Origin of the sequence: Vibrio rotiferianus (assembly GCF_002214395.1) — a bacterium.
GTDB classification, from domain to species: domain Bacteria; phylum Pseudomonadota; class Gammaproteobacteria; order Enterobacterales; family Vibrionaceae; genus Vibrio; species Vibrio rotiferianus.
Genome location: NZ_CP018311.1, coordinates 1,435,494 through 1,461,574, shown reverse-complemented (window position 1 = coordinate 1,461,574; position 26,081 = coordinate 1,435,494). Strand labels below are relative to the sequence as shown.

Annotated in this window: 24 protein-coding genes; 20 read left to right on the top strand and 4 right to left on the bottom strand. The window is 43.4% G+C overall.

Annotated elements, in window-relative coordinates; genetic code table 11:
• Positions 1–91: 91 nt before the first annotated feature.
• Entirely contained in the window at positions 92–1,009 is a 918-nt protein-coding gene (locus BSZ04_RS06865; protein WP_088879956.1) for a M14 family metallopeptidase, read from the top strand.
• Here the strand turns inward: BSZ04_RS06865 and BSZ04_RS06860 are convergent.
• Complete coding sequence (locus tag BSZ04_RS06860; RefSeq protein WP_010452704.1) at positions 1,004–1,792, bottom strand: AraC family transcriptional regulator; 789 nt, start codon at positions 1,790–1,792, stop codon at positions 1,004–1,006. The two genes, BSZ04_RS06865 and BSZ04_RS06860, sit on opposite strands and share 6 nt — an antisense overlap.
• A 98-nt stretch (positions 1,793–1,890) precedes the next feature.
• Between BSZ04_RS06860 and BSZ04_RS06855 the strand changes: the two genes are divergently transcribed.
• The 3 genes from BSZ04_RS06855 to BSZ04_RS06845 all read left to right on the top strand — a co-directional run bounded on the left by BSZ04_RS06855 (position 1,891) and on the right by BSZ04_RS06845 (position 3,862).
• On the top strand, positions 1,891–2,796 hold the full coding sequence (locus tag BSZ04_RS06855) for a DMT family transporter (RefSeq protein ID WP_071235034.1): 906 nt from the start codon (positions 1,891–1,893) through the stop codon (positions 2,794–2,796).
• Positions 2,797–2,955: 159 nt separating this feature from the next.
• The gene (locus tag BSZ04_RS06850; protein ID WP_088879955.1) at positions 2,956–3,441 is read left to right on the top strand and encodes an acyl-CoA thioesterase; all 486 of its coding nucleotides are present in this window, start codon (positions 2,956–2,958) and stop codon (positions 3,439–3,441) included.
• Between the two features lie 178 nt (positions 3,442–3,619).
• The gene (locus BSZ04_RS06845; protein WP_088879954.1) at positions 3,620–3,862 is read left to right on the top strand and encodes a hypothetical protein; all 243 of its coding nucleotides are present in this window, start codon (positions 3,620–3,622) and stop codon (positions 3,860–3,862) included.
• A gap of 353 nt (positions 3,863–4,215) precedes the next feature.
• Here the strand turns inward: BSZ04_RS06845 and malG are convergent, their stop codons facing one another.
• The 3 genes from malG to malE form a co-directional block, all read right to left on the bottom strand.
• A complete protein-coding gene (malG, locus tag BSZ04_RS06840; RefSeq protein WP_010452709.1) occupies positions 4,216–5,106 on the bottom strand; it encodes a maltose ABC transporter permease MalG in 891 nt (296 codons plus the stop codon).
• Positions 5,107–5,118: 12 nt separating this feature from the next.
• Positions 5,119–6,693: a maltose ABC transporter permease MalF gene (malF, locus tag BSZ04_RS06835; RefSeq protein WP_010452712.1), complete on the bottom strand. Its 1,575-nt coding sequence runs from the start codon at positions 6,691–6,693 to the stop codon at positions 5,119–5,121.
• Between the two features lie 77 nt (positions 6,694–6,770).
• Positions 6,771–7,949 (bottom strand): maltose/maltodextrin ABC transporter substrate-binding protein MalE, encoded by a 1,179-nt coding sequence (malE, locus tag BSZ04_RS06830; protein ID WP_010452714.1) that lies wholly within the window; start codon positions 7,947–7,949, stop codon positions 6,771–6,773.
• Between the two features lie 668 nt (positions 7,950–8,617).
• On the opposite strand from malE, the gene malK reads away from it, so the two are divergent.
• From malK to katE2, 16 genes are all read left to right on the top strand, one after another.
• Positions 8,618–9,736: a maltose/maltodextrin ABC transporter ATP-binding protein MalK gene (gene malK, locus BSZ04_RS06820; RefSeq protein ID WP_010452716.1), complete on the top strand. Its 1,119-nt coding sequence runs from the start codon at positions 8,618–8,620 to the stop codon at positions 9,734–9,736.
• Between the two features lie 419 nt (positions 9,737–10,155).
• Positions 10,156–11,556, top strand: a complete 1,401-nt coding sequence (locus BSZ04_RS06815) for an undecaprenyl-phosphate glucose phosphotransferase (RefSeq protein WP_088879953.1) — start codon at positions 10,156–10,158, stop codon at positions 11,554–11,556.
• Positions 11,546–12,754, top strand: coding sequence for an outer membrane beta-barrel protein (locus BSZ04_RS06810; RefSeq protein ID WP_088879952.1), 1,209 nt, complete (start codon positions 11,546–11,548; stop codon positions 12,752–12,754). The genes BSZ04_RS06815 and BSZ04_RS06810 overlap by 11 nt, the downstream gene beginning before the upstream one ends.
• A 15-nt stretch (positions 12,755–12,769) precedes the next feature.
• Complete coding sequence (locus BSZ04_RS06805) at positions 12,770–13,297, top strand: polysaccharide biosynthesis/export family protein (RefSeq protein ID WP_045394610.1); 528 nt, start codon at positions 12,770–12,772, stop codon at positions 13,295–13,297.
• Positions 13,298–13,313: 16 nt separating this feature from the next.
• Positions 13,314–15,497 carry a GumC family protein gene (locus BSZ04_RS06800; protein ID WP_088879951.1) on the top strand — a complete coding sequence of 728 codons (2,184 nt, stop codon included), beginning with the start codon at positions 13,314–13,316 and terminating at the stop codon, positions 15,495–15,497.
• A gap of 19 nt (positions 15,498–15,516) precedes the next feature.
• Positions 15,517–16,563, top strand: coding sequence for a glycosyltransferase (locus BSZ04_RS06795; protein ID WP_088879950.1), 1,047 nt, complete (start codon positions 15,517–15,519; stop codon positions 16,561–16,563).
• Positions 16,529–17,740, top strand: coding sequence for an O-antigen ligase family protein (locus BSZ04_RS06790; protein ID WP_088879949.1), 1,212 nt, complete (start codon positions 16,529–16,531; stop codon positions 17,738–17,740). Before BSZ04_RS06795 ends, BSZ04_RS06790 begins: the two co-directional genes overlap by 35 nt.
• Positions 17,741–17,770: 30 nt before the next feature.
• Complete coding sequence (locus tag BSZ04_RS06785) at positions 17,771–18,601, top strand: putative capsular polysaccharide synthesis family protein (RefSeq protein ID WP_088879948.1); 831 nt, start codon at positions 17,771–17,773, stop codon at positions 18,599–18,601.
• Entirely contained in the window at positions 18,601–19,632 is a 1,032-nt protein-coding gene (locus BSZ04_RS06780) for a glycosyltransferase (protein WP_088879947.1), read from the top strand. The genes BSZ04_RS06785 and BSZ04_RS06780 overlap by 1 nt, the downstream gene beginning before the upstream one ends.
• A gap of 2 nt (positions 19,633–19,634) precedes the next feature.
• A complete protein-coding gene (locus BSZ04_RS06775) occupies positions 19,635–20,933 on the top strand; it encodes a lipopolysaccharide biosynthesis protein (protein ID WP_088879946.1) in 1,299 nt (432 codons plus the stop codon).
• Positions 20,934–20,938: 5 nt separating this feature from the next.
• Positions 20,939–21,328: a hypothetical protein gene (locus BSZ04_RS25190; RefSeq protein ID WP_010452734.1), complete on the top strand. Its 390-nt coding sequence runs from the start codon at positions 20,939–20,941 to the stop codon at positions 21,326–21,328.
• Between the two features lie 150 nt (positions 21,329–21,478).
• Positions 21,479–21,799, top strand: coding sequence for a N(4)-acetylcytidine aminohydrolase (gene yqfB / locus BSZ04_RS06765; RefSeq protein WP_005432046.1), 321 nt, complete (start codon positions 21,479–21,481; stop codon positions 21,797–21,799).
• Between the two features lie 50 nt (positions 21,800–21,849).
• The gene (locus BSZ04_RS06760) at positions 21,850–22,437 is read left to right on the top strand and encodes a TetR/AcrR family transcriptional regulator (RefSeq protein WP_039839911.1); all 588 of its coding nucleotides are present in this window, start codon (positions 21,850–21,852) and stop codon (positions 22,435–22,437) included.
• 102 nt (positions 22,438–22,539) lie between these two features.
• On the top strand, positions 22,540–23,571 hold the full coding sequence (locus BSZ04_RS06755) for an NADP-dependent oxidoreductase (RefSeq protein WP_071235046.1): 1,032 nt from the start codon (positions 22,540–22,542) through the stop codon (positions 23,569–23,571).
• Between the two features lie 14 nt (positions 23,572–23,585).
• Positions 23,586–24,203, top strand: a complete 618-nt coding sequence (locus BSZ04_RS06750; protein WP_005432051.1) for a glutathione S-transferase family protein — start codon at positions 23,586–23,588, stop codon at positions 24,201–24,203.
• A gap of 294 nt (positions 24,204–24,497) precedes the next feature.
• A complete protein-coding gene (gene katE2, locus BSZ04_RS06745; protein ID WP_088879945.1) occupies positions 24,498–25,934 on the top strand; it encodes a catalase KatE2 in 1,437 nt (478 codons plus the stop codon).
• Positions 25,935–26,081 lie beyond the last annotated feature (147 nt).

The following is a 26,081-nucleotide window of genomic DNA, read 5'->3' as shown; positions in this document are numbered from 1 at the left end:
ATAAGGTCACAAATTGTGTTTTCTATTGCCGTCACTCTGAGACAGGACTAGTCTTGTCTTACCTTTCAAGCACACAAAAGAAAAAGTATAGATGAAAAGCGGATACACTTACCCAATCGGTACCCCAGGTCAGCCATGGGACGAAGCAGAACGTAAAGCTTGGCGTGAGCAACGTGACGTAAAACGTAGCTACCAAGAAGAAGTCGTGACAAAAATTGACGACCTTCGAGAGCGTTTTGATGTTGAGCAATACGGTGCACTTTCTTACGACGAGGCACGCTTCCCTCTGTTTTGTATCAAGACTCGCAATTGGGATGCAGCAAAACCTGTTGTTTTGGTAACTGGCGGCGTACACGGCTACGAAACAAGTGGTGTTCATGGCGCACTGAAGTTTGTTGATACGCAAGCAGACCGTTATGCAGAACACTTCAATATCGTTGTCGCACCATGTGTCAGCCCTTGGGGTTACGAAGTGATTAACCGCTGGAACCCAAATGCGATCGACCCAAACCGCTCTTTCTACGCAAACAGTCCAGCAGAAGAGTCAGCAAACTTGATTAAGCTTGTTGCGACCTTGGGTGATGTTCTAATGCACATCGACCTACACGAAACAACAGATTCTGACGAGACCGAGTTCCGCCCTGCTCTAGCGGCGCGTGATGGCCTTGAATACATCGAAGGCATGATCCCAGATGGTTTCTACACGGTGGGCGATACAGAAAACCCGCAACCAGAGTTCCAAAAAGCAGTCATCGAGTCAGTAGCGAAAGTAACGCACATTGCACCTGCTGACGATAAAGGCGAAATCATTGGCTCGCCAGTGGTGCAATTTGGTGTGATTAATTACCCAATGGTGAAACTGGGGCTGTGTGGCGGCGTCACCAACTGTACTTACGGCACCACAACAGAAGCTTACCCAGACAGCCCGAAAGTCACTGACGAAGAGTGTAACGACGCTCAAGTGGCGGCGGTTGTCGGTGGTCTAGACTACGTGCTCGCTCAGCTATAACAAGCGGTTCTTATATTGCTCCGGTGTTATGCCGGAGTATTTCTTGAACATAGCAATAAAAGGACTGGCTTGGTTGTAGCCCAGTGTCAACGCCACCTCTTTTACAGTCTGCCCCTTTCTCAGCAACTCCATCGAATGCAGGTAACGCACTCGCAATCGCCACTCGGTAAAGCTCATCCCCAATTCACTTTGGCAATGGCGAGCTAACGTACGCTCTGTAGTGTGCACCTTCTCCGCCCACTCTCCCAAACTAATTTCATCGGTTGGAGCTTCTTCAACAGCTTTTAAGATTGGCTCTAGGTACTTATTGTCAGTGGTTGGCAAGAAGTGATGCTCAACTTCTTGTTTGGCTAGCTGATCGAGAAGGACTTGGACAAGACGCTTATCTTCTTCGTTTTGAGCAACATTAATATCGCGCTGACGGAAATCTTCTACGATCGCCGAGACAATGGGCGTCACTTTGATCAAACTGGTTTTGGAGGGGAAGTGCTTCGTCAACTCAGGTGCAATATTTAAAGAGCAGTATTCCAATGGTTTGCGGTTATAGCTCTTATGTCGAATACCCGCTGGCACCCAAATCGCAAGATGAGGAGGAGCTAAGAAGCGAGTATCTTCCGCATCCATTTCTAAGATACCACCACTGATTAGTTGAACTTGCCCCCATGGGTGGCTATGAATACGAGTTTCCGTATTCGACAGGAAGGCCTCAAAATTCATAAATACATCTGATGGTGCTCTATCAATCGATAATGACGGATGAAGATTCCTAGTGCTCTTTTTCAAATTTGTCTTCCTATCGCTTACTATGTCTTTCCAGAGATACTTTTCATTATAAAGACCTGTCAGACTAGCGCCATCAATTATTCTGCGATGAGGTTCTCATGGTTTATTTGCTTCCGTTTTTTACTGTCATGATTTGGGGTGGGAATTCCATCGTAAATAAAATGGCAGCAAGTGCCATCGAACCGAGCGCAATGAGCTTCTACCGTTGGTTTGTTGCCATGGTGCTACTAACACCATTTTGCTTACCTGCGGTGATCAGACAGCGTCATGTGATTCGTCCATACCTTGCTAAGCTAGCATGTCTTGCACTACTGGGCATGGTACTTAACCAATCGCTAGGGTATTACGCAGGTCTTACTACAACCGCTTCTAACATGGCACTGATCACATCTCTGGTTCCTTTGATCAGCGTTTTCTTGAGTGTGCCTTTGTTGGGCAAGTCAATTTCCATGCTGAGTGTGGCAGGTGGTGTGATTTCATTAGGTGGCTTGGCGTTTATGCTAGGCCACGGCGATATCACCTACTTCTTGCATCAAGATATGACGCAAGGTGATAGTCTGATGCTACTTGCTGCGCTTTGTTACGCGATTTACTGTGTATTGCTTAAACGCTGGAAAATGCCTTTCAACAGCATGACTTTAGTTTACATGCAGGGCTTTTTCTCGTTAATAATGCTAGCACCATTGTGGTTGAGCAGCGATCAACTCCTGCCAAGCCAAAGCGCACTACCTTTAATTGCTTACGCTGGTATTGCTGCATCTATCTTTGCCCCATTAATGTGGGTGAAAGCGATTGATTTGATTGGTGCAGATTCAAGTGCCATGTTTATGAACCTGATGCCAGTGGTTTCGGTAGCCTTAGCTTCGACCATGCTTGGGGAGGAGGTACATGTCTACCACATCATTGGCGGCATGCTGGTTATCTCCGGCGTTATTCTTTCACAAATTAAGATTCGTAAGAAAGCACCTACTACGCCCCCAGAGTTACCCGCAACCTCTCAATAAGCGTTTAAAAAGCCATGGTAATCACCGTGGCTTTTTTCTATCGAACACAAACGGGTGGTAGCGCTGATATAAAAGTTAATATTTTGTTGCATTGCCTATTCCAGATTCAACTCCTTACTGATACATTGAAATCAGTAACAACGCACAAAGGAATGACAGATGAGCAGTGGTCAAAGAGACATTACCCTTCGTTTTCTTGCTGAGCCAGGAGACGTTAACTTCGGTGGGAAAGTACACGGTGGCGCCGTGATGAAATGGATCGACTTAGCCGCTTACGCATGTAGCGCGGCTTGGAGTGGTAAATACTGTATAACTGCTTACGCGGGTGGTATTCGTTTCGTTGCTCCGATTCATGTTGGGAACTTGGTAGAGGTAAGTGCAAAGGTTATTTATACTGGTCGCAGTTCAATGCATATCGCGATTGATGTACAGGCTAGCGATCCTAAAGAACTTAAAAACTGCCTCACTACGCATTGTATCGTTATCATGGTTGCGGTAGATGAGGATGGAAAACCTACTGACGTACCTAAATGGATACCTGAATCAGCTGAAGACAAAGCTCTAGAGCAGTCGGCAATACGTCTAATGAACATGCGCAAAGAAATTGGCGAGGAGATGGAAGCTCACGTCAAGTATCTCAAATAGAGTGTTTAGTGTGGAGCGATAACTTCCTAAGCATACTCGCTCCTTAGCTCTCAAGGTTTTCTTTCTTTATGGCTTCATTTTGAGGGCTCAGCTCAGTTCCCTTCCCTTTCCACTGTCATATTTCTTTCACTTTATTTTGCTTAAATCTCTGCACTGTCAGGAAGCTTGAGTTTAAGCCTTGAAAATAATTACAACTCTCAGTGAAACCACTCTTACTAATCTTAAAGCCGTAGAGTATCAATGGGTAAGAACCATGTATGTCGAAGGGTATAACGATGATGAAATAAACCATTACATCCAAACTTGCTTTGGAGGTGATGCTACTTTTGCCGATCTATTCCGTCGCGTCGCATTGCAACAAACAAGCATGTATACATTGCTTCAATACGTAGGGTGCGCACCATCCAACAAAGAGTTTTAACTTTCTCCTCGCGCTTAACGGAACCGAACAACCTCCCACTATTTATGTGAAGTGCGACGCACAGCGTTCTAACCGTGCTGTGTAATCCTTTGCAAAACGGCTAATCTCACCTGACTAACCAAACGATTTATAGATATAAAAATGCCCGAGCTAAAACTCAGGCAATGGTTACAAAAACTGTTAGTGATTTTCATAGTAAGGAACAAAGCTAACAGCCAGCTATGCGTAACGCCAATATTGCTGATATTACTGATCGGCGGCCAAACCAAAAACGTAATATCGAAGCAAATACAAGGGCGACCAAGCGGTCGCCCTTATTCTTTTTATTCTTAATCCTTAGCAACCCACTAAGATTAACCTTTCACACCACCAGCTGTTAGTCCACCAACTAACCAGCGCTGTGCAAGCAAGAATACTACTGTGATTGGCACTGCAGAAAGAACTGCTGCTGCGGCAAAGTCACCCCACAGGTAGTTCTGAGGGTATAGATATTGCTGCATACCAACCGCTAGAGTGTATGAGTCTACATCAGAAAGCAGTAACGATGCTACCGGAACTTCACCAATCACCATAATAAATGACAAGATGAACACTACCGCTAGGATTGGCACAGACAGTGGTAGTAGTACCAGGCGGAACGCTTGCCATGGTGTCGCACCGTCCAATGCCGCAGCTTCTTCTAGTGAAGAGTCAATGCTCTCGAAGTAACCTTTGATTGTCCATACGTGTAGTGCGATACCACCAAGGTAGGCAAAGATCAAACCACCATGCGTGTTCAGGCCAAGGAACGGAATGTATTGTCCAAGCTTGTCAAACAGCGCGTACAATGCCACCAATGCCAATACAGCCGGGAACATTTGGAAGATCATCATCGCTTGCAGGATGGTGTTCTTGCCCTTGAACTTCATACGAGCAAATGCGTATGCCGACGTAGTAGACAGTGCCACAATCAAGATTGAAGAAATGCCGCCAACCTTAACTGAGTTCCACAACCAAGTTAGAACTGGGAACGGAGGTGGTGTTACCGTGCCATCCGCATTGGTAACAGCAATACCTAAGGCCAGTTTCCAGTGGTCCAGCGTTGGGTTATCTGGGATCAGGCTACCCGTTGCGAAGTTACCTTCACGGAATGAGATAGCGATGACCATTAATAAAGGGAAAATAATCAGTGCTAAGAACGCCCACATTGCGGCGTGCGTAGCCCATACACGATACTTTAATGACTTACCTTGTACCATTGCCATTGTGATGTCTCCTTAATCTTGAGCTACTTTAGTTACACGCAGGTTGATAAGTGCTAGTGCGCCAACCAACAGGAAGATAAGCGTTGCTACTGCACTTGCCAGACCAAAGTCCTGACCGCCCGCACCTTCAAAGGCGATACGGTATGTGTAGCTAACCAATAAGTCGGTGTAACCCGCAGGTTCTGAAGTACCGATCATGTTCGGACCACCACCTGTCAACAATGCAATCAGTACAAAGTTGTTGAAGTTAAACGCGAAGCTGGCAATCAGGAGCGGCGTTAGCGGCTTGATCATCATCGGCAGCGTGATACGCGTAAAGTTAGAAACAAAGTTAGCACCATCAATTGCCGAAGCTTCATACAAGTCTTCAGGTATCGCTTTTAGTAGGCCCATACACAAGATCATCATGTAAGGGAAACCTAGCCAGGTGTTCACAATTAAGATCATGGTTTTTGCCATGAATGGGTCAGAGAACCACGCTGGGCTGATACCAAACAAGCCTTCAAGCAACATGTTGATCTCACCAAAGCTTTGGTTAAACAAACCTTTGAAGATCAGGATAGAGATAAACGCTGGTACGGCGTAAGGCAAGATAAGCAGCAAGCGGTAGATGGAACGACCTTTCAGTTCTTCCCATTGAACCACACTCGCTAATACCAAGCCGATAATCAGAGTAAACAATACTGATAGTGCAGAAAACAAAACCGTCCAGATGAAGATACTGATGAACGGCTCTTTGATGCCATCATCTTTCCATACACGTTCAAAGTTGTGTGAACCAATCGTTACTATGAAACCTGGTGAAACAGTATTACCAACAAATTGACCGCTTTCATCGACTGGTTGGTAGTAACCCACTTCCATGTTAGGCAGTAGAGTTTCACCTGATTTATTGTTGTACAGTGACTGACCATCTTCCTGTAGTGTGAACAGTGGTACCACAGCAGCGAACTTACGTAAGCCACTCATACGGATATCATCACCACTAGGCAAATGCAGATCGACGCTGCTCAGTGCACTACGGTTTTTCACGATCGTTTTGATCGGTTCTTTCTCACCGCTAATCTCTGTCACTGGCGTCAAATCAAGATCTGAGACTGACATACCTTCAAGTTGAAAACTTGGCGTAGCAAGTAGCTCACCACCTTTTTCAACTACGATCTGGTGACCTTGTTCAGTTTTATAAAGGGTAAATGGGTAGCTGTCGCCACTCTGATAAGTTCTGTCTAATAGGACGCTTTGAGCACGTTCCAGCGAGAGTTGGTTTTTCGCGCTGTAGTTGGTAAACGACAAACCAACGGTGTACGCCAATGGGAAAAGGATAAACAGAATCATTCCGGCAATACCCGGATAGATATAACGGTGGGCGTAGGTCTTTTTACTACCAAAGATATACAACGCCAATGCAGTAAGAATGAGCGTAAGCAGTGCAAACGCAATCTCACCACGAGAATACATTAGAATAGTAGCGTAACCATTTATAAAACCGATTGAGCCTAATAGTGCCCACTTGATAAACACTTTTTTGCTGCTCGGAAGGTTTGCATCTGGTGCTGTCATAGCATCTGTACCTTGAACTGACTGCATAGGGAACCTGCTAGCGATATAGAATAAATATAGAAAAGTAAGGAGGAGTTGCCTCCTCCTTAAAAGGTATTACTGAATTATTTTGTCATTTGTTTTTCTGCATCTGCTAGAGCAGCATCTACAGTTTGACGACCGTCTACAACGTTGATGATAGCGTTCTTAGCTGCACCCCAGAATGCGTTCATTTGTGGGATGTTAGGCATGATTTCGCCGTTCATCGCGTTATCCATTGTTGCAGCGATACGTGCATCTGAATCTAGTTCACGCTGGAATGAGTTAAGTGCTACTGCGCCTAGTGGCTTGTCGTTGTTAACCATACGTAGACCATCGTTAGTCAGTAGGTAGTTCTCGATGAACTCTACCGCTAGGTCACGGTTAGGTGATGCTGTGCTGATACCAGCAGTTAGAACACCAACGAATGGCTTAGAAGACTGACCTTGGAACTTAGGAAGAGTTGTTACGCCGTAGTTGATGCCAGATTTCTCGATGTTGCCCCAAGACCATGGACCGTTGATAGTCATCGCAGCAGTACCTTGGTTAAACGCTGATTCAGATACTGAGTAGTCCATATCTGGAGAGATAACTTTGCTGTCAACTAAGCCTTTAACGAAGTTCATTGCGTCTTTCACGCCTTCTTTCGCAATACCAGCGTCTTTCACATCGTAGCCTTCAGACGTGTATTTAAACGCGTAACCACCGTCAGCAGCCATTAGTGGCCATGTGAAGTACGGTTCTTTTAGGTTCCACATGATTGCAGACTTGCCTTCTTTCTTAAGTTTTGCATCTAGTGCTGCAACTTCTTCCCATGTTTTAGGTGGGTTTGGAACAAGGTCTTTGTTGTAGATTAGAGATAGAGACTCAACCGCTACTGGGTAGCCAATTAGTTTGCCATCGTAACGTACTGCATCCCATGCAAAATCAACGATGCCTTCTTGGATTTCTTTCGAAGGTTTGATCTCAGCAAGTAGACCTGCTTCTGCATAACCACCGAAACGGTCGTGAGCCCAGAATACGATATCAGGACCATCACCGGTAGCCGCTGTCTGAGGGAATCGGTCTTGAAGGCCATCTGGGTGAGCCACTGTTACTTTAATACCAGTGTCTTCTTCAAACTTTTTACCAACTTCTGCTAGACCGTTGTAGCCTTTATCGCCGTTGATCCAGATTGTTAGTTGTCCTTCTTCGATGGCAGCATTAGCACCAAAAGAACCCAAAGCAACAAGAGTACCTAGTGCTAGAGCGCTTAATTTTTTCATGTTCGTATCCTTTTTATATTTTTGATGTAGGGCTAGTCCATTGAGGTTCAGCCGTATTTCGACATATATCATCTGAAATTATCCAATATGTCTCATCCTCCTAATCCCTACGCCCTTGTAATTATGACGTATTTTCGTGATCTGAATCGCCAAGGGTTAGCGACCCAAATCACAAAATGAGCACTTCTTGTGATCGAATTCACCTTTGGGTCACGCAATAATGTGATATCCGCCCAACTTGCTCTCTACTCCTCCTTTTTCACTCCTCCCTGCCTACTCCCCCTGCAATTATTTCTATTGGGAGGATGTATCAGTGAACAGAATCTTAGAAACTGCAGTCATCCAAGAGTGGATGGTAAGAACCCTTTCCCAGCAGTACCTACCCTATAGGTTACAAGATTTGCTGGTTTTGCATTGCCATACGAGTGGAATGTCATTATTGGTGTTGTTTGTGGTAATTATTTCACGGGGGAGACAACACGAATAATGTGGGGGAGAGAAACTCGTACTTGGCCTTGGTGGGTAGCGCTCGTTAAGAGTTTTACATGAGCGCTACCCTGTTTTTCTTACCTCCATTAATAACTTACCAATTCCTACTGTTACTGCTCGCTAGATAATTCATATAATGATGAGCGGTGAATAATAAAAATTGATCGAGGACGAGCTACATGGCGAGTGTCACGTTAAAAAATGTTTGTAAAGCGTATGGCGACGTACTGATTTCTAAAAACGTAGACCTAGAGATCAACGAAGGTGAATTCGTTGTCTTCGTAGGCCCATCAGGTTGTGGTAAATCTACCCTGTTACGTTGTATTGCCGGTCTTGAAGACATTACTTCAGGTGACTTGTATATTGGTGACCAGCGCATGAATGACATAGAACCATCTCAACGTGGTGTTGGTATGGTATTCCAGTCTTACGCTCTTTACCCACACCTAAACTTATATGACAACATGTCATTTGGTCTTAAGCTGGCAAAAGCAGACAAAGCAGAAATCGACAAGCGAGTTGAGCACGCGGCAGAAATCCTTCAACTTGGTCACCTACTAGAGCGTCAACCAAAAGCGCTATCTGGTGGTCAACGTCAACGTGTTGCAATTGGTCGTACCTTGGTTTCTCAACCAAACGTATTCCTTCTTGATGAACCACTTTCTAACCTTGATGCAGCATTACGTGTAAATATGCGTGCTCAAATAACAAAACTACAACGCCAGCTAGGCTGTACCATGATCTACGTAACTCACGATCAGGTAGAAGCAATGACAATGGCAGATAAGATTGTAGTACTGGATGGTGGTTACGTATCTCAGGTCGGTAAGCCTCTAGAGCTATACCACTACCCACAGAACCGTTTTGTAGCGGGCTTTATCGGCTCACCAAAAATGAACTTCATGAGTGTGTTCATTGATGAAGTAGAAGCGGAGCGCGTGAAAGTACAGCTTTCGAATGGCGTGTCATTCTGGATCCCAGTAGACGGTACAACTGTAAACCGTGGTGATCGTATGTCTCTAGGTGTTCGTCCTGAGCATCTACTTTCAGCATCTGAGTCTGACGCAACCATTCACGGTGAGGTAATGATTGTAGAGAAGCTAGGTAACGAAACTCAGGTTTACCTAAACCTTGAAGGCGCAGACGCAGACGTTATCTACCGTCAACCTGACACATTACCAGTGGAAACTGGTGATAAACTTGAAATTGGTATCCCAGCTCATCGCTGTCACCTTTTCCATAGTGATGGTCGCGCATGCCGACGCCTATACAAAGAAAATGGCATCGACGTAGAATAAGAATTCAATCACCTTTGCTTGCTACCAATCCCTCTCATTCGAGAGGGATTTTTTATTTTCAAACCAATTAACCATAATCGCTAACTTAGACTCTCTACTTTGTTGTGAGATTGAATAAGTAACAGTAAACCTTAGTCTTTAATGCAAAGTCCTTCCTCTACCACTTTTTCCACTCAACTTTCCAAAAGTACCATTTTTTTCTTAACTCAACTGAATTCAGCTCAAAGCGAAATTTCATGCTTATTTCCACTTAACGAAAGGGTGTGAATTTCTACACTATTTTGCGCTATTCAGCTCCGCCACCCTTAGTTGTGGCACTTAGTAACAAGCCGAACTAGCCCTTCTAAACCACCCTATAAATCACGGATTTTGAGAGACGAAACTCAAGGGCGGTAGCATGCGTAAAAAGGAATTAGCTTATGAAACACAAAGGTTTGATACGCTCTCATGAAATGGAATTCGCCTTTCTATATAGAGTTGCAGACTTATTCGTCATTATTTCTCTTATGATGGTATTTCTCATCACAGGCCCTCAAACTGTCGCAAAAGACTCTATGATCCTATCTGGCGTAGCGAGCCTTTCATTTTTGGTATTAGCCGAGAGCGGCAAACTCTATCGCTCGTGGCGTACCAGTTCGTTTAAAGAGCAAGTCTTCATCGTTTGTATTTCTTGGTTTGTTAGCTGTGCTTTCTTGTTCATCGTTGTTTATTACTCGCAAACTTATACGCTATTCAATAAATCACTCATCACAAGCTGGGTTCTATCAACACCAATCTTCTTAATTTCATGGAGACTGATTGTGCGAAGCTTGCTCTCTTACCTACGTAAGCAGGGATACAATACTCGCACCGCAATTATTGTCGGACAAACACCTCACGGGCTTACGCTAGCTCAAGAACTGAAAAAACATAGCGAGCACGGCGTCGTATTCGATGGATTCTATGATGAACGCACACCGGATCGTCTTCCTAAAACGCCGAACTATCCAATTAAAGGTGACGTAGCCAGTGCGCTTGAGCGCGCTAAAAATGGTGAGGTTGATTACGTCTATATCGCGATGCCAATGCATGCAAACGAACGCATTACGACTTTCTTAAATCAGTTTTCTGACACGACGGCGAACACCTATCTCATTCCCGATTTTTTCACCTACAACTTACTTCATTCACGTTGGGATCAAATTGGTGACGTACAAACATTAAGTGTTTTTGATACACCGTTTTCTGGCTTTGCGACGTGGGTAAAACGAGTAGAAGACATAGTACTATCGAGTCTCATCTTACTGCTTATTTCTCCTGTTCTACTCGCTATCGCTTTAGGGATAAAGCTGACGTCAAAAGGACCCGTTATTTTCAAGCAGGACCGATATGGGTTAGATGGCCGCAAAATCGCCGTTTGGAAGTTTCGCTCCATGACCACCATGGAACAAGGTAGTGACGTAAAACAAGCAACAAAAAACGACCCTAGAATTACACCATTTGGAGGATTTTTACGCCGCACTTCGCTTGATGAATTACCTCAGTTTATCAACGTACTGCAGGGCACTATGTCTATCGTTGGCCCGCGTCCACATGCGGTAGCACACAATGAAGAGTATCGTCAGATCGTTGACCGCTACATGCTTCGCCACAAGGTTAAACCTGGTATTACTGGATGGGCGCAAATTAACGGATACCGTGGAGAAACGGACACCCTAGACAAAATGGAAAAGCGAGTTGAATTCGACCTAGATTATATCCATCACTGGTCAGTATGGATGGACATCAAAATCATCTTTATGACTATTTTCAAAGGATTTACTGGCTCAAATGCGTATTAAATCACTTGCTCTCGCCATGATTTCTTTACTGGTGTCTTACAACCTAAAAGGTGAGCCGATGTCGTACACGACGGAATCAGGAATAGAGCTCACTCCTAAACTAACGTTGGACTACGAGTACAATGACAACATCGCTAGGATCGAGAAAAACCATTCTCCTGCCGTATCGGTTTATTCCGCTATTCCAAGTATCGATATCGCAATTGAACGCAACTTATACAAAAGCTTACTTAGCTATCAGTTGGATTCGGGGATCTCTTCCGATGAAAGTAACGACTTCAATGATCATACCGTTAGATGGTTTAACCATTTCGAGTTCAATCATAGAAACCGATTTAATGTGCGATACCAGTATCAACGCAAACATGAGAATCGCGGTGAAGGTTTGACTGAAGGACAAGGTGACACACTTCCCGACCTTGTTTATTTTCAAACTCATCAGTTGAACACCAAATATCGATTTGGCGCCAACGGCGCACGTGGAAACATCGAGCTAGGTATCAACTACTTTGATAAACGCTATACCAACTACCGTGAGAACCTGCCATTTTCACAAACTAAAAAAGCTAAGTACAACGACTTTCGGTCGCCTTCAATGACAGCTGAGTTCTATATGAGAATGGCCGCTGATACTTATTGGTTGATTGGTACCGAACAAAAGAAAACAACCTACATAACACCTAATCCAAACCAAATCTCTCGTGACGGTTTATCTTCAACGTATTTTACCGGTGTAAGTTGGGCGATTTCCGGAAAAACAACGGGGGTTGCACGCATAGGTGTACAAGACAAACACTTTGATTCAGTGCAGAGAGAAGACTTTACCGGCCTTAGTTGGGATATCGGTGCAGAGTGGACACCACAAAATCAAACTTTAGTCAGCCTATCAACCAAACAAGCGGCAATCAATCCAGATCTATATGGCGACTACAACCTACAAACCCGCGTTCATTTGACGATTGAACACAATTGGAACAGTTACCTTAAAAGCGACTTTTCTACTTCCTACCTCAATGAAGACTATACCGGAGTCGACAGAAAAGAAGACTCATACACATTGAAGGTAGGAGTCGATTACCAGTTTAGACGCTGGCTTAGTGTTAGTGGCCAATGGCAATTCATAGAAAAAGAGTCTAACTGGGCTGGTTATAGTTATGACCAAAATCTGTGGTCTCTCGCTTTTAACCTTTCCCTCTAGCAAGGATGGAACAACATGTTCAGAAATATTTTTATCTTATTTTTCAGCCTCATACTCACCCCCGCACTAGCCGAACCTATCGAGCAAAACTATGTTCTTGATACGGGAGATACTATTTCGATTCAAGTCTACGGTGAGCAAGACCTGTCCATCGAACGCATTCTGATTACTTCTGACGGCTACTTTGACTACCCCTATTTAGGCCGTATCAAAGCGATACAAAAGACACCCAAACAACTAAAGGAGGAACTTGAGGCAGGCTTAAAAGGCGACTATTTGGTCACCCCTAAAGTCATGGTTACCATCACAAGTTTTCGCCTATTTTTTGTCAACGGCGAGGTAAGAAAACCTGGTGGTTTTGCATATCAACCTGGATTGACCATCGAGAAAGCCATCGCGCTAGCAGGAGGCTTAACCGATCGAGCCTCACGAACGCAAATTCACCTAACGCAGCACTCTACAGGAAAAACTATAGAGAAAGCGAAGATGACAAGAGCAGTTAAGCCAGGCGACATTTTGTTTATCGATCAAAGCTTTTTTTAATTCGCAGGCAACACCAATGAATGGAACTCACATGACAAGCCCTCAATCAAATACCGCTGAACTCATTCGCTTTAGCCTGCATTGGCAAACACTAAAAAAGCACTGGTTTAGTATCGCACTATTTACACTGATCTTTTCTTTAGCCTGCACATGGCACATCTACTCAAAAAAGTCCGTTTATCAAGCGACAGCTACTCTACTTATACAAGAGCAGCAAAAAAGTGCTCTCTCCATTGAAGAAGTCTATGGTGTAGACACCACGCAAAAAGAGTATTTTCAAACTCAAATTGTAATACTGAAATCCAATCACATCGCTGAAAAAATCATCAATGAGTTTGAGCTCACTCGCCACCCAGAGTTTACTGGAACAAGCAAAGTCAAAAAGCTGTTTAATCAGCTTAAATCGATACCATTTGTTCAGCAGGCCTTGAATGTATCACCAAACCCTAAAGAAACATCACAGTACTCAAACACGTTTTACCAAGCACTCCATTCATATAAGCGCAAGCTAGATATTGAACCAATACGAAATACACAGCTCGTAAAAATACACTTTCGCTCAACTGACCCACAGCTAGCTACCGATATCGCCAACGCTATAGGACAGGCCTATATCGAATCTAATTTTGAAGCCAAGTTAGTCGTGACACAGAACGCGGCTTCTTGGCTAACAAACAACGCTAGCAAGCTAGAAGACCGTTTGCGCGCATCCGAATTAGCATTACAAAATTACCTTCTTCAAGAAGGTCTGATCGATATCAATGGTATCGATGATATCTACGCTAACGAGCTAGAAGAGCTCAATAAGAAGCTAAACATTGCCGTTAATAAGCGAATTGAGGCACAAACTCTCATCGAGCTACTGCAGAGTAAATCATCACAAAACCTGGATAGCTTATTATCCATCAATGAATTTGCAAACCACGCGCAAATTAGAGATTTAAAACACTCAGAGGCTCAAGTTCAAAAATCGCTGTCTGAGCTTTCACAGCGATATGGGCCAAAACACGACAAAATGATTCAAGCAACAGCACAGCTTAAGTCTATTCAAAGTCGAGTACGTCAGTTGATCCAAGAACTGTCCATGAGTAAGCAACAAGACTTATTGGCAGCACAGGCTCAGGAAAACCTCCTGCGAACGGAACTAAATAACAAAAAGTCTGATTTCCAATCCCTTGGGAAACAAAAAGCAAAATACGACCAACTAAAAAGAGAAGTCGAAACCAACAAAAACCTGTATGAAACATTCTTGAGCCGCCAAAAAGAGACAACGGCAACTAGCGACTATAAGAATGTAACCGCTCGATTTACCGATCAAGCGATCATCCCTCTGCTACCCGTGGCTCCAAAGCGCATCAAATTGGTGGCTATCGCATCAATATTTGGATTCATCATTGCCTGCGTGTTAACCGTTATCATTGAAACACTGAGAAACGTAGTAAGAACACCGCAGGAAGTAGAAGAAAAACTGGGGGTGATTTGCTTAGGCTCGATACCTAAAGTTAAACAGTTTAAATTGCGTAAAAACGGTATTGATCACCGCGCATATAATCATGAGAAAGAGACGCTGTTCAGGGAAGCTTGTCGCTCAATTCGTACTTCCTTACTACTTAAAATGGTGAACAAGAAACAGCAGGTCATCCCTTTCACATCTGCTATTCCGAAAGAAGGAAAAACGTCGACCACCATCAGTATGGCGATGTCACTTTCATCGATGGAAAAGGTCATCATCATTGATTGTGACCTAAGAAGGCCTTCGGTAGCCAAACGCTTTGAGCTACCAGAAGATAGCATAGGCTTAACACACCACCTAACCATGGGGATCCCATTATCAGACTGTATTTATCATATAGATGATACAGAACTAGATGTATTACCAGCAGGTCTCCATGCACCAAACCCACAAGAGCTTCTATCTTCGCCTCAGTTTAAATCCCTGATAGAGCAGCTTTCGACTAAATATGATCGAATCATCATTGATACTCCGCCGCTTCTGTCTGTCTCGGACGCGCTCATTTTAGGCAAAATCGCAGATGGTTTGGTTACTGTCATTCGCTATGAATCAACCAAAGTTTCACTGGTTAAACTCGCCCTTTCAAAGCAGTTTAACCACTCAATTCCTATATTAGGCTCGTTAATTACTCAGGCTCAATTCGATATTGGTGAAACACAATATATAAAACGATACGCATACCAGTAATTATACGGGAACCGTTTACATGAAAATTTTACATATTATTAATGACTTATCAAAAAATGGTGGAGCACAACGATTCCTAATAGACCTCGTATCGCACTATGACCCACATTTCGAGATCAAGGTTTTAATCCTTTCAGATGAAAATGAGTATCAGGCGGAGCTAAAAGAGTGTGGGGTTGAATACCTAAGTTGGAAATCCCTAACTTTTCAACAAAAGTGGAACCTACTGCGTTGGCCAGACCTAGTCCATGGTCACCTCTATCCTTCAATCTATCTGGCCCTACTCGCCATTGGAAAAAAAAGGTTACAGACCGAGCACAACACGACAAATCGCAGAAGAGACTACCCAATACTCAAATTTATGGAGTATTGGTTGTATAAAAGTTTCGACATGACCATTTGCATTACGGGCCGAGTTCAAGAAGAGCTCATTAGGTTCATGCCCCGATACCAAAGCAAATATAGCGTCGTTTACAATGGTGTTGAGTTAAGTAAATTTACAATGCAGCCGAAAATCCGCAGCGCTTTTGCTAAAGATAAGGTTTTCAAAATAGGCATGGCTGGCCGCCTACATAACTATAAGGACCACGAGTCTTTATTACGGGCCATGCAAACTTTGCCGCAGAATTATGAGCTGCATTTAGCAGGTGGAGGCCCTAAGCAGGAAGAGTTGCAAGCACTTGCTACATCGTTAGGAATAGAGCAGCGAGTACACTGGTATGGTGTTATCTCTGATATACCGAATTTTTTAAATAGTTTGGACGTCTACGTCCAGTCATCTTTGGTAGAGGGGTTTGGCCTAGCCTCTGTTGAAGCGATGGCAAGTGGATTGCCCGTATTGGGCTCTGATGTTCCAGGGCTCGATGAAGTAATTGGCGACTCATGCTACCTTTTCCCTACAGGATCGCCCACTTTACTTGCAGATAAAATTCTTACCATCACCAATGATATCGACACATATAACGAGGCGAGCCGTTACTCCGTAGAACGAGCCAGCCTGTATACTATCGATAAGTTTCGGGAGGGATATTATGCAGCCTACGCTCAACTATGTCCCGAGAAGTAAGTCATATAGTTATTTGGCTGCGTTGATCCTGGCTTTATTTTTTATTCCCGTAAAAGTATCAATGTTTGGCGTAAAACTGGCGCTCTCCGATATCGCCAGTCTTGCTTCACTTGGCCTCTCATTGCTTATTATTCTTGAAGGGAAAGCCACAAGGCTCTATCACCCATTTTTTGGCTTTATACTCTGCTTCATTGCCTATATCGGGCTTAATGGTTTATTAAATCAAGTGCCTGCTAGGTTTGTAATAACAGAGGTAATTCAATGGCTAGCTATCTTAAGCCTGCTCAGTGTTCTCTATGCTTACAAGTGCTTTGAAGACAAACTCACCATCATTTGCTTTATTCAATGGCTGTTTTTGATTTGCTTCGTTGTCGCAGCATGGCACTTCATACAAGGATACCAATCTGGCTTTAAGTTACTCGGGACCAGTAAGTATGCATTCGGTGCACTCTGTGCCCTACTTTACATCTATCGCAACCATGTGCCTTGGTTCAAAGTTATGATGCTATGTGCCTTTGCTATGCTGATTCTTTCCCAAGAGCGAAAAGCACTACTCGCATTTTTCTGCATGGTCACTTTTGATCAAGTGATATTACAAAAAGAGCTAAATAAACGGTCAAGCAACTTGCACTTTGTTTTGCTCATATCAACCTTTCTTTTAATCGCTTTGGCCTTCTGGTCTTTTTTCCTTTACTTCGGTTCAGAGCAGTTGTCAGAGCTACTAGAAATTACCCGAGAAGACATCGTTTTTGCTAATCAAAGTGAGGCCCGCTGGGTATCTAACTTACATAGAAAGCTATTGTTAGTTAATGGCACTGACATTTTGATGAATAATATTATGCTCGGCGTCGGTGCAAAAATGCTTCCTTCTTATATGATCAATTACTTTACCTACGACCAACTCGCTATTTATACCCATAACTTTATACTCGACACATCTATTGAGTATGGTGTGATTGGTATTGCTCTGTTATTTGGAGGTTATTTATCTTTCATTTTAAAAGGATTGAAAACACTAGATAAAAACAGATCAACGGTACTACTTTCTGTCTACGCCTTAATAATGGTCTTTTTTGTTGCTGTTAATACAACCATTATTTTACTGCTTTTGATACCGGTAGCCATGAGCCAACACTCACATGTATTTAAAAGCAAATTTACTGCAATCTCTGAATGAGATTACTATTTAAAAATCAAGGAAGAATTAATGAAGTATTCTATTCGTCGACAATTAGAAAAAAATAAATATCTTAATGATGAAAATTTTGTACTTGTTTATCAAATGGGCAAAGTTGGGTCGTCTTCGATCGAGCACTCATTAAACTTAAACAATATCCCTAGTTACCATATCCATACATTTGATGATCATGAAGAGTTTCACATGTATCACAATACCCATGATGTCAAAAAGTTTTTTGAGCCGACCAAGAGATTTGCTTACCGTATGGTTCTTAAGCACCGCAGGCACTTGCTTCAAAAAAGAGATAACTTAAAAATAATCACATTGGTTAGAGATCCTGTTGCTACGGTCTTGTCACGTTTCTTTCAAGACTTACATATACAATTTATCGAAGGAAAAAAGAACGAATCTATCCATAAGGATATGAATGAAACTTATCTTCACCTCGAACATTGCTTTGATAATCACATTAATAAAAGCTACTTTTCAAATTGGTTCGATAATGAACTAAAGAGAAATTTCAACATAGATATCTTCACCGAAGAGACGGACTGTTCACAGCCATCTTTCCGATTCACCCACAACAATCGGGATGTTCTATTAGTTAAGTGCGAATCACTATCAAATCTGAATAATGAATTATCTGATTTTCTTCAGATAGACGACTTTGAATTAAAAAACAGTAATGAAGCCAAAAACAAATGGTATTCAAACATATATGCATACTTTAAGAAAAGGTATGACTTCTCAAAACTATTTTATATGTACGATCTTCCTCTTTATCGCCACCTCTACTCCGCTCAGGAAATAGAACAATTTAAGAATAAGTGGTTAACGGCGATGGAAGGCACTCGATAATGAAAAAGATTCTCCACATAACAGAAGCATTTGGTGGCGGAGTGCAAACCGCACTTTATAGTTATCTTCAATCTTCTCGAGACGAGCCATACCAACATTTTCTCTTTGCCCGTGCTCGCCAAGAAGATATGACTAGAGAAGGAGGCGAAGACGGTTTTAATCACGTTCAATGGAGTCAAGGTAATGTCCTCCAATTTATGATGGATGCAAATAAGTTTATAGATCAAGTTCAGCCCGACTTTGTTCATTTGCACTCAAGCAAGGCTGGATTTCTTGGTCGTTTCCTCCGTTTAGGTAAAGCGCAGCTTGTCTACACGCCACACTGCTACTCATTCGAACGTAAAGACATTACTCCTGTTGAAAGAGCGGTTTATCGGACTCTAGAAAAACTCTTGATTCGGCGTATCGATGTTGTCGCAGGTTGCAGTCAGCGTGAATGTGATTTGGCATTACAGCTAGGGGCCAAAAAGTCAGAGCTGTTAAACAACTTCGTGACGTATACCGATATTGCTAGTTCCCCTTCTATCGATACAGATACCATCAAAATCACAATACTAGGCCGCGTAGCACCCCAAAAAGATCCTCAATTTCTGATTGATACTCTTACAGAGCTAAAACATCTACCGGTAGCTAGGAAGTACACCATTAATTGGATTGGTGGAGGAGACAGTGAGCTAGAAGCGGCGCTTAAAAAATGCGGTATAAACGTCACTGGTATGCTGCCTCGCGATGAAGTAATGATTCGGCTAAAAGAATCCGATTTATATTTACACACTGCTGCTTGGGAGGGGATGCCATTAACGATCCTTGAAGCATCCAAACTGCACGTCCCAATGGTAATCCGCTCTATAGGGGCAACCGAAAATCTTAATTACCCATTTTTGGCTAAAACATCCGTCGAAATGGCTAAGCAAATCGCTCACTGTATAAATAATTATGATGAGATAGATTTCAAGCGTTATTCACAGGAGGTCAATCATTCTTTCAGTGAAAATAATCAACGCCTCGCACTCGTTAACATCTACGGGTAGCAATGCAAATTAGAGCCTTTAGTTATCTAAAAGAATATAGCCGCTACAAAGGTAGGTTATTCAGCTCGCTGGCAATTGCTGGAGCGTTGAGAGTGGTTAGCTCAGCTTGCGCCATTTCACTAACCATTTTGGTGGCGCATATTTCAAATGCTCAAACCACAGGTGAATTTTTCCTTATGTTCAACCTGTTGTTTTTTCTATCTATCGTTGGTCAGCTCGGATATGACCATGCCTTACTGAAAACGAATGCAATTGCTCATAGTCACCAACACAGAACACAGCAATGTCAAAATCTTCACGTAGCTCTACAAAATAGTCTGGTCTTCTGTTTCGTTCTTTGCGGCTTATCATTCATGGCTTTTCGATTGTTTATGTTACAAACAACGATACCGGAATCGGCCTTTATAATGATGCTTTGCGGTGTACCACTGGTCGCTTTCAGCCAGCTTATTAGTCGCGCCTTGCAGGCACAGAACAAGCTGTTTTCATCGTTATTTTCATTTCAACTTGGAATTAACAGCTTAATTGTATTGGCGCTAATCAGCATACCGCTAAAAAGACCATTAAGTAGCGATGAGCTTATGGCAGTTCTGCTAACAGTAATTGCAGTAGTGGCGATGCTCTCCACCATTTTTGGAATTAAATTCGGAGCTCTTACTTCGATAAAGCCAGCACGCAACGGAGCATTGACTAGGTCTGCACGGAAAATATGGGCAGGGAATGTTGTCCTGCACTCTACACAGTGGCTTAGCCTTCCGCTAGCAGCGACGTTAGTGACATCAAGTGAACTGGGCTTACTCGCAACAGCTCAAAGAACATCACTTGTTGTCGGTTTTATACTAGTCACAATTAACTTTGTATTTGCACCGAAATTTGCTTCTTTTTATCAACAAAAAGAACTCAACAAACTCAAAAAATTGAGTCAGGTATCTTGCCGATTAAGTCTAATCGCATCGATACTGCCTGTGCTAGCTTTACTCTTCTATTCTGAGTACATCATGCGATTGTATGGTGACGAATTTGCCTCAGCAGCGTCTATCTTAAAAATACTCTCGCTAGGGCAAATGGTTAATGCGGCTACTGGCTCAACAGGCTGTCTCTTACTGATGACAGGATTTGAAGAAACAGTAAGAAAAATCTCCTTTACTTCATCATTTGTTCTCATACTTTCGCTTGTTATCCTCACCTATCTTTATGGTGTAATCGGCTCCGCGTGGGCAATGACGATTAGTATGACACTGCAAAATCTACTATCCCTTTACTACGTCAGAGTGAGACTTGGATTTTCACCCATAGGCTAACAAATATGTACCTCTCGATTTCACGAATCATTTTTATCATTGTCATTCTCATCGCCTTGTCTCTCACTACATGGAAGAGTTCAAGTTTTTATCATCCAGAATACCTTCACTTCGAGAACTTTTTTGGAGGATCCGTTACATTTCATGCCCTGTTTAGCTTCTTAATTGGACTCACCTCCGTATTCAGTTTTCCGGCTCTCGCTCGTACGACAGGCCATGACCTTTTTGGGATTCGGCTCCTAATCCTTTTACTGCTCATTGTCTCCTTAGAGGAGTTCAGCCAACTATTTATTTCAACTCGCTCTTTTAGTTTTGATGACTTAAGCACTAACTGGATCTGGATTATATTAGGTTATTTCTGTGCCAAACTTATGAAACTCATTGTTAAACAATAATATTTTCGGCGCACTCATACTCTAAAGCGACAAACTACATGCCTCGAAATAGCAACTCAACATAGGTGTCTTTGGTGAGCACTTTTTTGGATATTTTTCTTAAAGGGCGAGATATACTCTCGCCCTATTACATTAATATGAGCATCGGTTATGTCTTCACATCCAACTAAAATCACGTTCTTTGAATTCCTAACGCCACTTATCACTGCAGGTAAAAAGACGATCACGATTCGTGATGAATCAGAAAGCCACTACGTGCCAAACACCGAAGTGGAAGTATTTACCCTAGAAACAGACCGCAAAGTATGTGACATCAAAATCCTATCAGTTGCACCACTAAAATTTGATGACATCAACGAGTTCCACGCAGAACAAGAAGCGATTGAACTGCCAAAACTGAAAGAGCTTATTCGCGAGATCTACCCGAACATCGATGAGCTGTATGTCATTGAGTACGAGCTGATCAAGTAAGAACCACAAATTACTAGACGACTGGTCTAATCGCTTTTATAGTATTGCTCATGAACGCAAAAACGAACGATACACGCCAACACATTCTCGATGTCGGCTACCAATTGGTAGTGACCAAAGGTTTTACCAGTGTTGGGCTCTCAGAACTTTTAAAAGCAGCGGATGTGCCGAAAGGCTCTTTCTACCATTACTTTAAGTCGAAAGAGCAATTTGGTGAGGCATTGATTGAAGATTACTTCTCTCGCTACCTTAAGATGATCACAGCCCACTTTACTGAAAGTGAAGGCTCTGGTTGCGACCGACTTTTGAGCTATTTCGAGCGCTGGATGGCGATTGAAAATGGCCAATGTAACGCCAACAAATGCTTGGTCGTGAAGTTGAGTGCTGAAGTCTCTGATCTTTCAGAAGCAATGCGCGTAAAACTGGCTTCGGGTGCCACTCAAGTGGTGAAAGCCATCGAAGATTGTGTCCAAGCGGGCATTGAAGACAGCTCAATCCAAGTTGAGTCAGCAGAACAAACCGCCCACTTGATTTACCATCAATGGATTGGTGCAAGCTTACTCAACAAACTGTATCAGGATCGTTCCGGTTTAATGCGTAGCTTTGAGAGCACTCAAAGTATGCTAAAAGGCAAATAACGAACCACACTTAATCCGCCTTATCTTTACCCAAAAAGTACGGCGGATTTTTTAGGAATCAAAACTAGACGACTGGTCTAATAATTAATATAGGAACTTACCATGACCCAAACGCTCAACCGTCAAATCGTATTGGCTAACCGTCCAAAAGGTTCGCCAGTCCCAGAGAACTTCCGTTTAGAACAAACTGCCATCCCTACTCCGAGTGAAGGTGAAGTGCTTTTGCGCAGCGTGTATCTGTCTCTTGACCCATATATGCGCGGCCGTATGAATGAAGGCAAATCCTACGCAGATCCTGTAGAGCTAAACGAGGTGATGGTTGGCGGGACCGTTTGTCAGGTGGTGGAATCGAAGAACCCTGATTTCCAAACTGGCGAGTGGGTTGTGGCTTACACAGGCTGGCAAGATTACGCGCTATCTGACGGCGAAGGTCTGTTTAAATTAGGCAGTGAGCCGACGCATCCTTCTTATGCCCTTGGTGTGCTTGGTATGCCTGGCTTTACCGCTTATGTGGGTTTATTGGAAATTGGTCAGCCTAAAGCTGGCGATACCCTAGTTGTCGCAGCTGCAACTGGTGCGGTGGGCTCTATGGTTGGTCAAATCGGTAAGCTAAAAGGTTGTCGCGTAATCGGTGTCGCAGGCGGCGCTGAAAAGTGCCAGTACGCAAAAGAGACCTTAGGCTTTGATGAATGTCTTGATCACACCGCTGAAGACTTTGGAGAGCAACTAGCAGCAACATGTGACAAAGGCATCGATGTCTACTTCGAAAACGTAGGCGGAAAAGTCTTTGATGCCGTATTACCTCTGCTTAACGTCGGTGCTCGCGTGCCACTTTGTGGTTTGATTTCTCAATACAACGCGACAGCGTTACCAGAAGGTCCAGATCGTATGTCGATGCTGATGGGGAACATTCTGGTCAAACGCATCAAGATGCAAGGCTTCATCATTTTTGACCACTACGAGCAAAGCTACACAAACTTCGTCAAAGATGTAAGCCAATGGCTAGCAGAAGGCAAAATCCACTATCGTGAACATTTAGTGGAAGGCTTGGAAAACGCGCCTGAGGCTTTCATCGGTCTTCTGCAAGGCAAAAACTTCGGCAAGCTTGTTATTCAAACGAATCAACCCGTATAAGAAAGGATTCTTCTATGATTAAACTGCATCATTTAAATCAGTCTCGCTCAAAACGCATCATTTGGTTATTAGAAGAACTAGGTGTAGATTACGAGATCGTGCCCTATCTTCGTGACAGCGTCACCTTTCTTGCACCACCTGAGCTAAAAAGCATTCATCCACTCGGCAAGTCACCTGTATTGGAAGATGGCGAAGAGATCGTTACAGAGTCGGGTGCAATCACTGAATACTTAATTGAGAAGTACGCGGACGGGCGTTTTGCACCAGAACGTGGCAGCAAAGCTTACACGCAATACATTCAATGGATGCACTTTGCAGAGAGCTCAGCCATGGTTCCATTGCTTCTCAAAATGTTTGTCGCTAAAGATGGCGCGCAAACGAATTTCCTAGCGGACTATGCAGATGCGGAAACCATGAAAGTCATGGGTTACGTTGATCAAAGCTTAGAGGGGAAAAGCTACTTTGTTGAAGAACGCCTAACCGGTGCTGATTTCATGATGTCGTTTGTCGTCGATGTCCTGAACAAGTTTGGGGTTATTGAGCGTTTCCCTAACATCCAACGTTATGGAGCACAGCTCGCGACTCATCCTGCGTTTACTAAAGCAGAAGAACTTGAAGTGAAATTCGGTTAATCAAGTTGGGACCTTTCAAACCATAGAGAATTTCTGTCTATTTTGAACAATTTAAAATAGACAGAAATTATTCACACAGACCACAGTTAGAAGTTATCTTTAATCCATACGATAAATAATATTAATTGACACAAAGCCATTAATTAACAACCACTTAAAGCATAGGTGATACCTATCACACTGATTGCTAATAACAGTTTTTTTATTCTCAGTTGCAGCGCTATTCTCCTCGCATAACTTTCGAGCAGTTGCCGAAAAGTCGATAAATAATCACTATATTGCAAGGAAACTCAAATGAGCAAAAAACTGACTACAGCAGCAGGTTGCCCTGTCGCCCATAACCAAAACGTTATGACTGCTGGTCCTCGTGGCCCTCAACTACTACAAGACGTTTGGTTCCTTGAAAAACTAGCACATTTTGATCGTGAAGTGATCCCAGAGCGTCGTATGCACGCGAAAGGTTCTGGCGCTTACGGTACATTCACCGTCACTCACGACATCACTAAATACACTCGCGCTAAGATCTTCTCTGATATCGGTAAAAAAACCGAACTATTCGCTCGATTCACTACCGTAGCTGGTGAGCGCGGTGCAGCAGACGCAGAACGCGACATCCGTGGTTTCGCACTAAAATTCTACACTGAAGAAGGTAACTGGGACTTGGTTGGTAACAACACACCTGTATTCTTCCTACGTGACCCACTAAAATTCCCAGACCTAAACCACGCAGTGAAACGCGACCCTCGCACTAACATGCGTAGCTCTACCAACAACTGGGACTTCTGGACATCACTACCAGAAGCATTCCACCAAGTGACTATCGTAATGAGTGACCGTGGTATCCCAGCGTCTTACCGTCATATGCATGGTTTTGGTAGCCACACATTCAGCTTCATCAACGCAGAAAACGAGCGTTACTGGGTGAAATTCCACTTCAAAACTCAGCAAGGCATCAAAAACCTGACTGACCAAGAAGCTGAAGCGATCGTAGGTAAAGACCGCGAAAGCCACCACCGTGACCTTTACGAGGCAATTGAGCGTCAAGACTTCCCTAAATGGAAGATGTACGTACAGATCATGCCGGAACTAGAAGCGGATGAAGTCAACTTCAACCCATTCGACCTAACAAAAGTATGGTCTCAGAAAGATTACCCACTGATCCCAGTTGGTGAGTTCGAACTGAACCGTAACCCAGAAAACTTCTACGCAGAGGTTGAGCAATCAGCGTTCAACCCAGCAGCAGTAGTACCTGGTATCGGCTTCTCACCAGATAAGATGCTACAAGGTCGTCTGTTCGCTTACGGCGATGCTCAGCGTTACCGTCTAGGTGTGAACCACCATCAAATCCCAGTGAACGCACCTCGTTGCCCTGTTCACAGCTACCACCGCGATGGCGCAATGCGCGTTGATGGCAACTTTGGTTCAACACTAGGTTACGAGCCAAACTACAAACAAGAATGGGCAGAGCAACCAGATTACTCTGAGCCACCTCTACGCATCAATGGCAACGCTGATCACTACGATCACCGTGTAGACGAAGACTACTTCAGCCAAGCGGGTGACCTATTCCGTCTGATGAACGAAGAGCAACGTCAAACTCTGTTCGACAACACAGCTCGCGCAATGGACGGCGTGCCAGAGTTCATCCAACAGCGCCACGTTCAACATGCATACCAAGCGGACGAAGCGTACGGCAAAGGTCTTGAGGTTGCGCTAGGCTTAAACAAGTAAGCAAACGCTGTAATCATCACACCGAGTGATTAAAAGACATAAAAAAGGAGGTGCTCTAAAGCACCTCCCGATTACAAATCATTAATCACTAGTCACAGACCATGCTCAAGGAGATTCATTATGATCAACTTAGATTTCTTTAAGCTC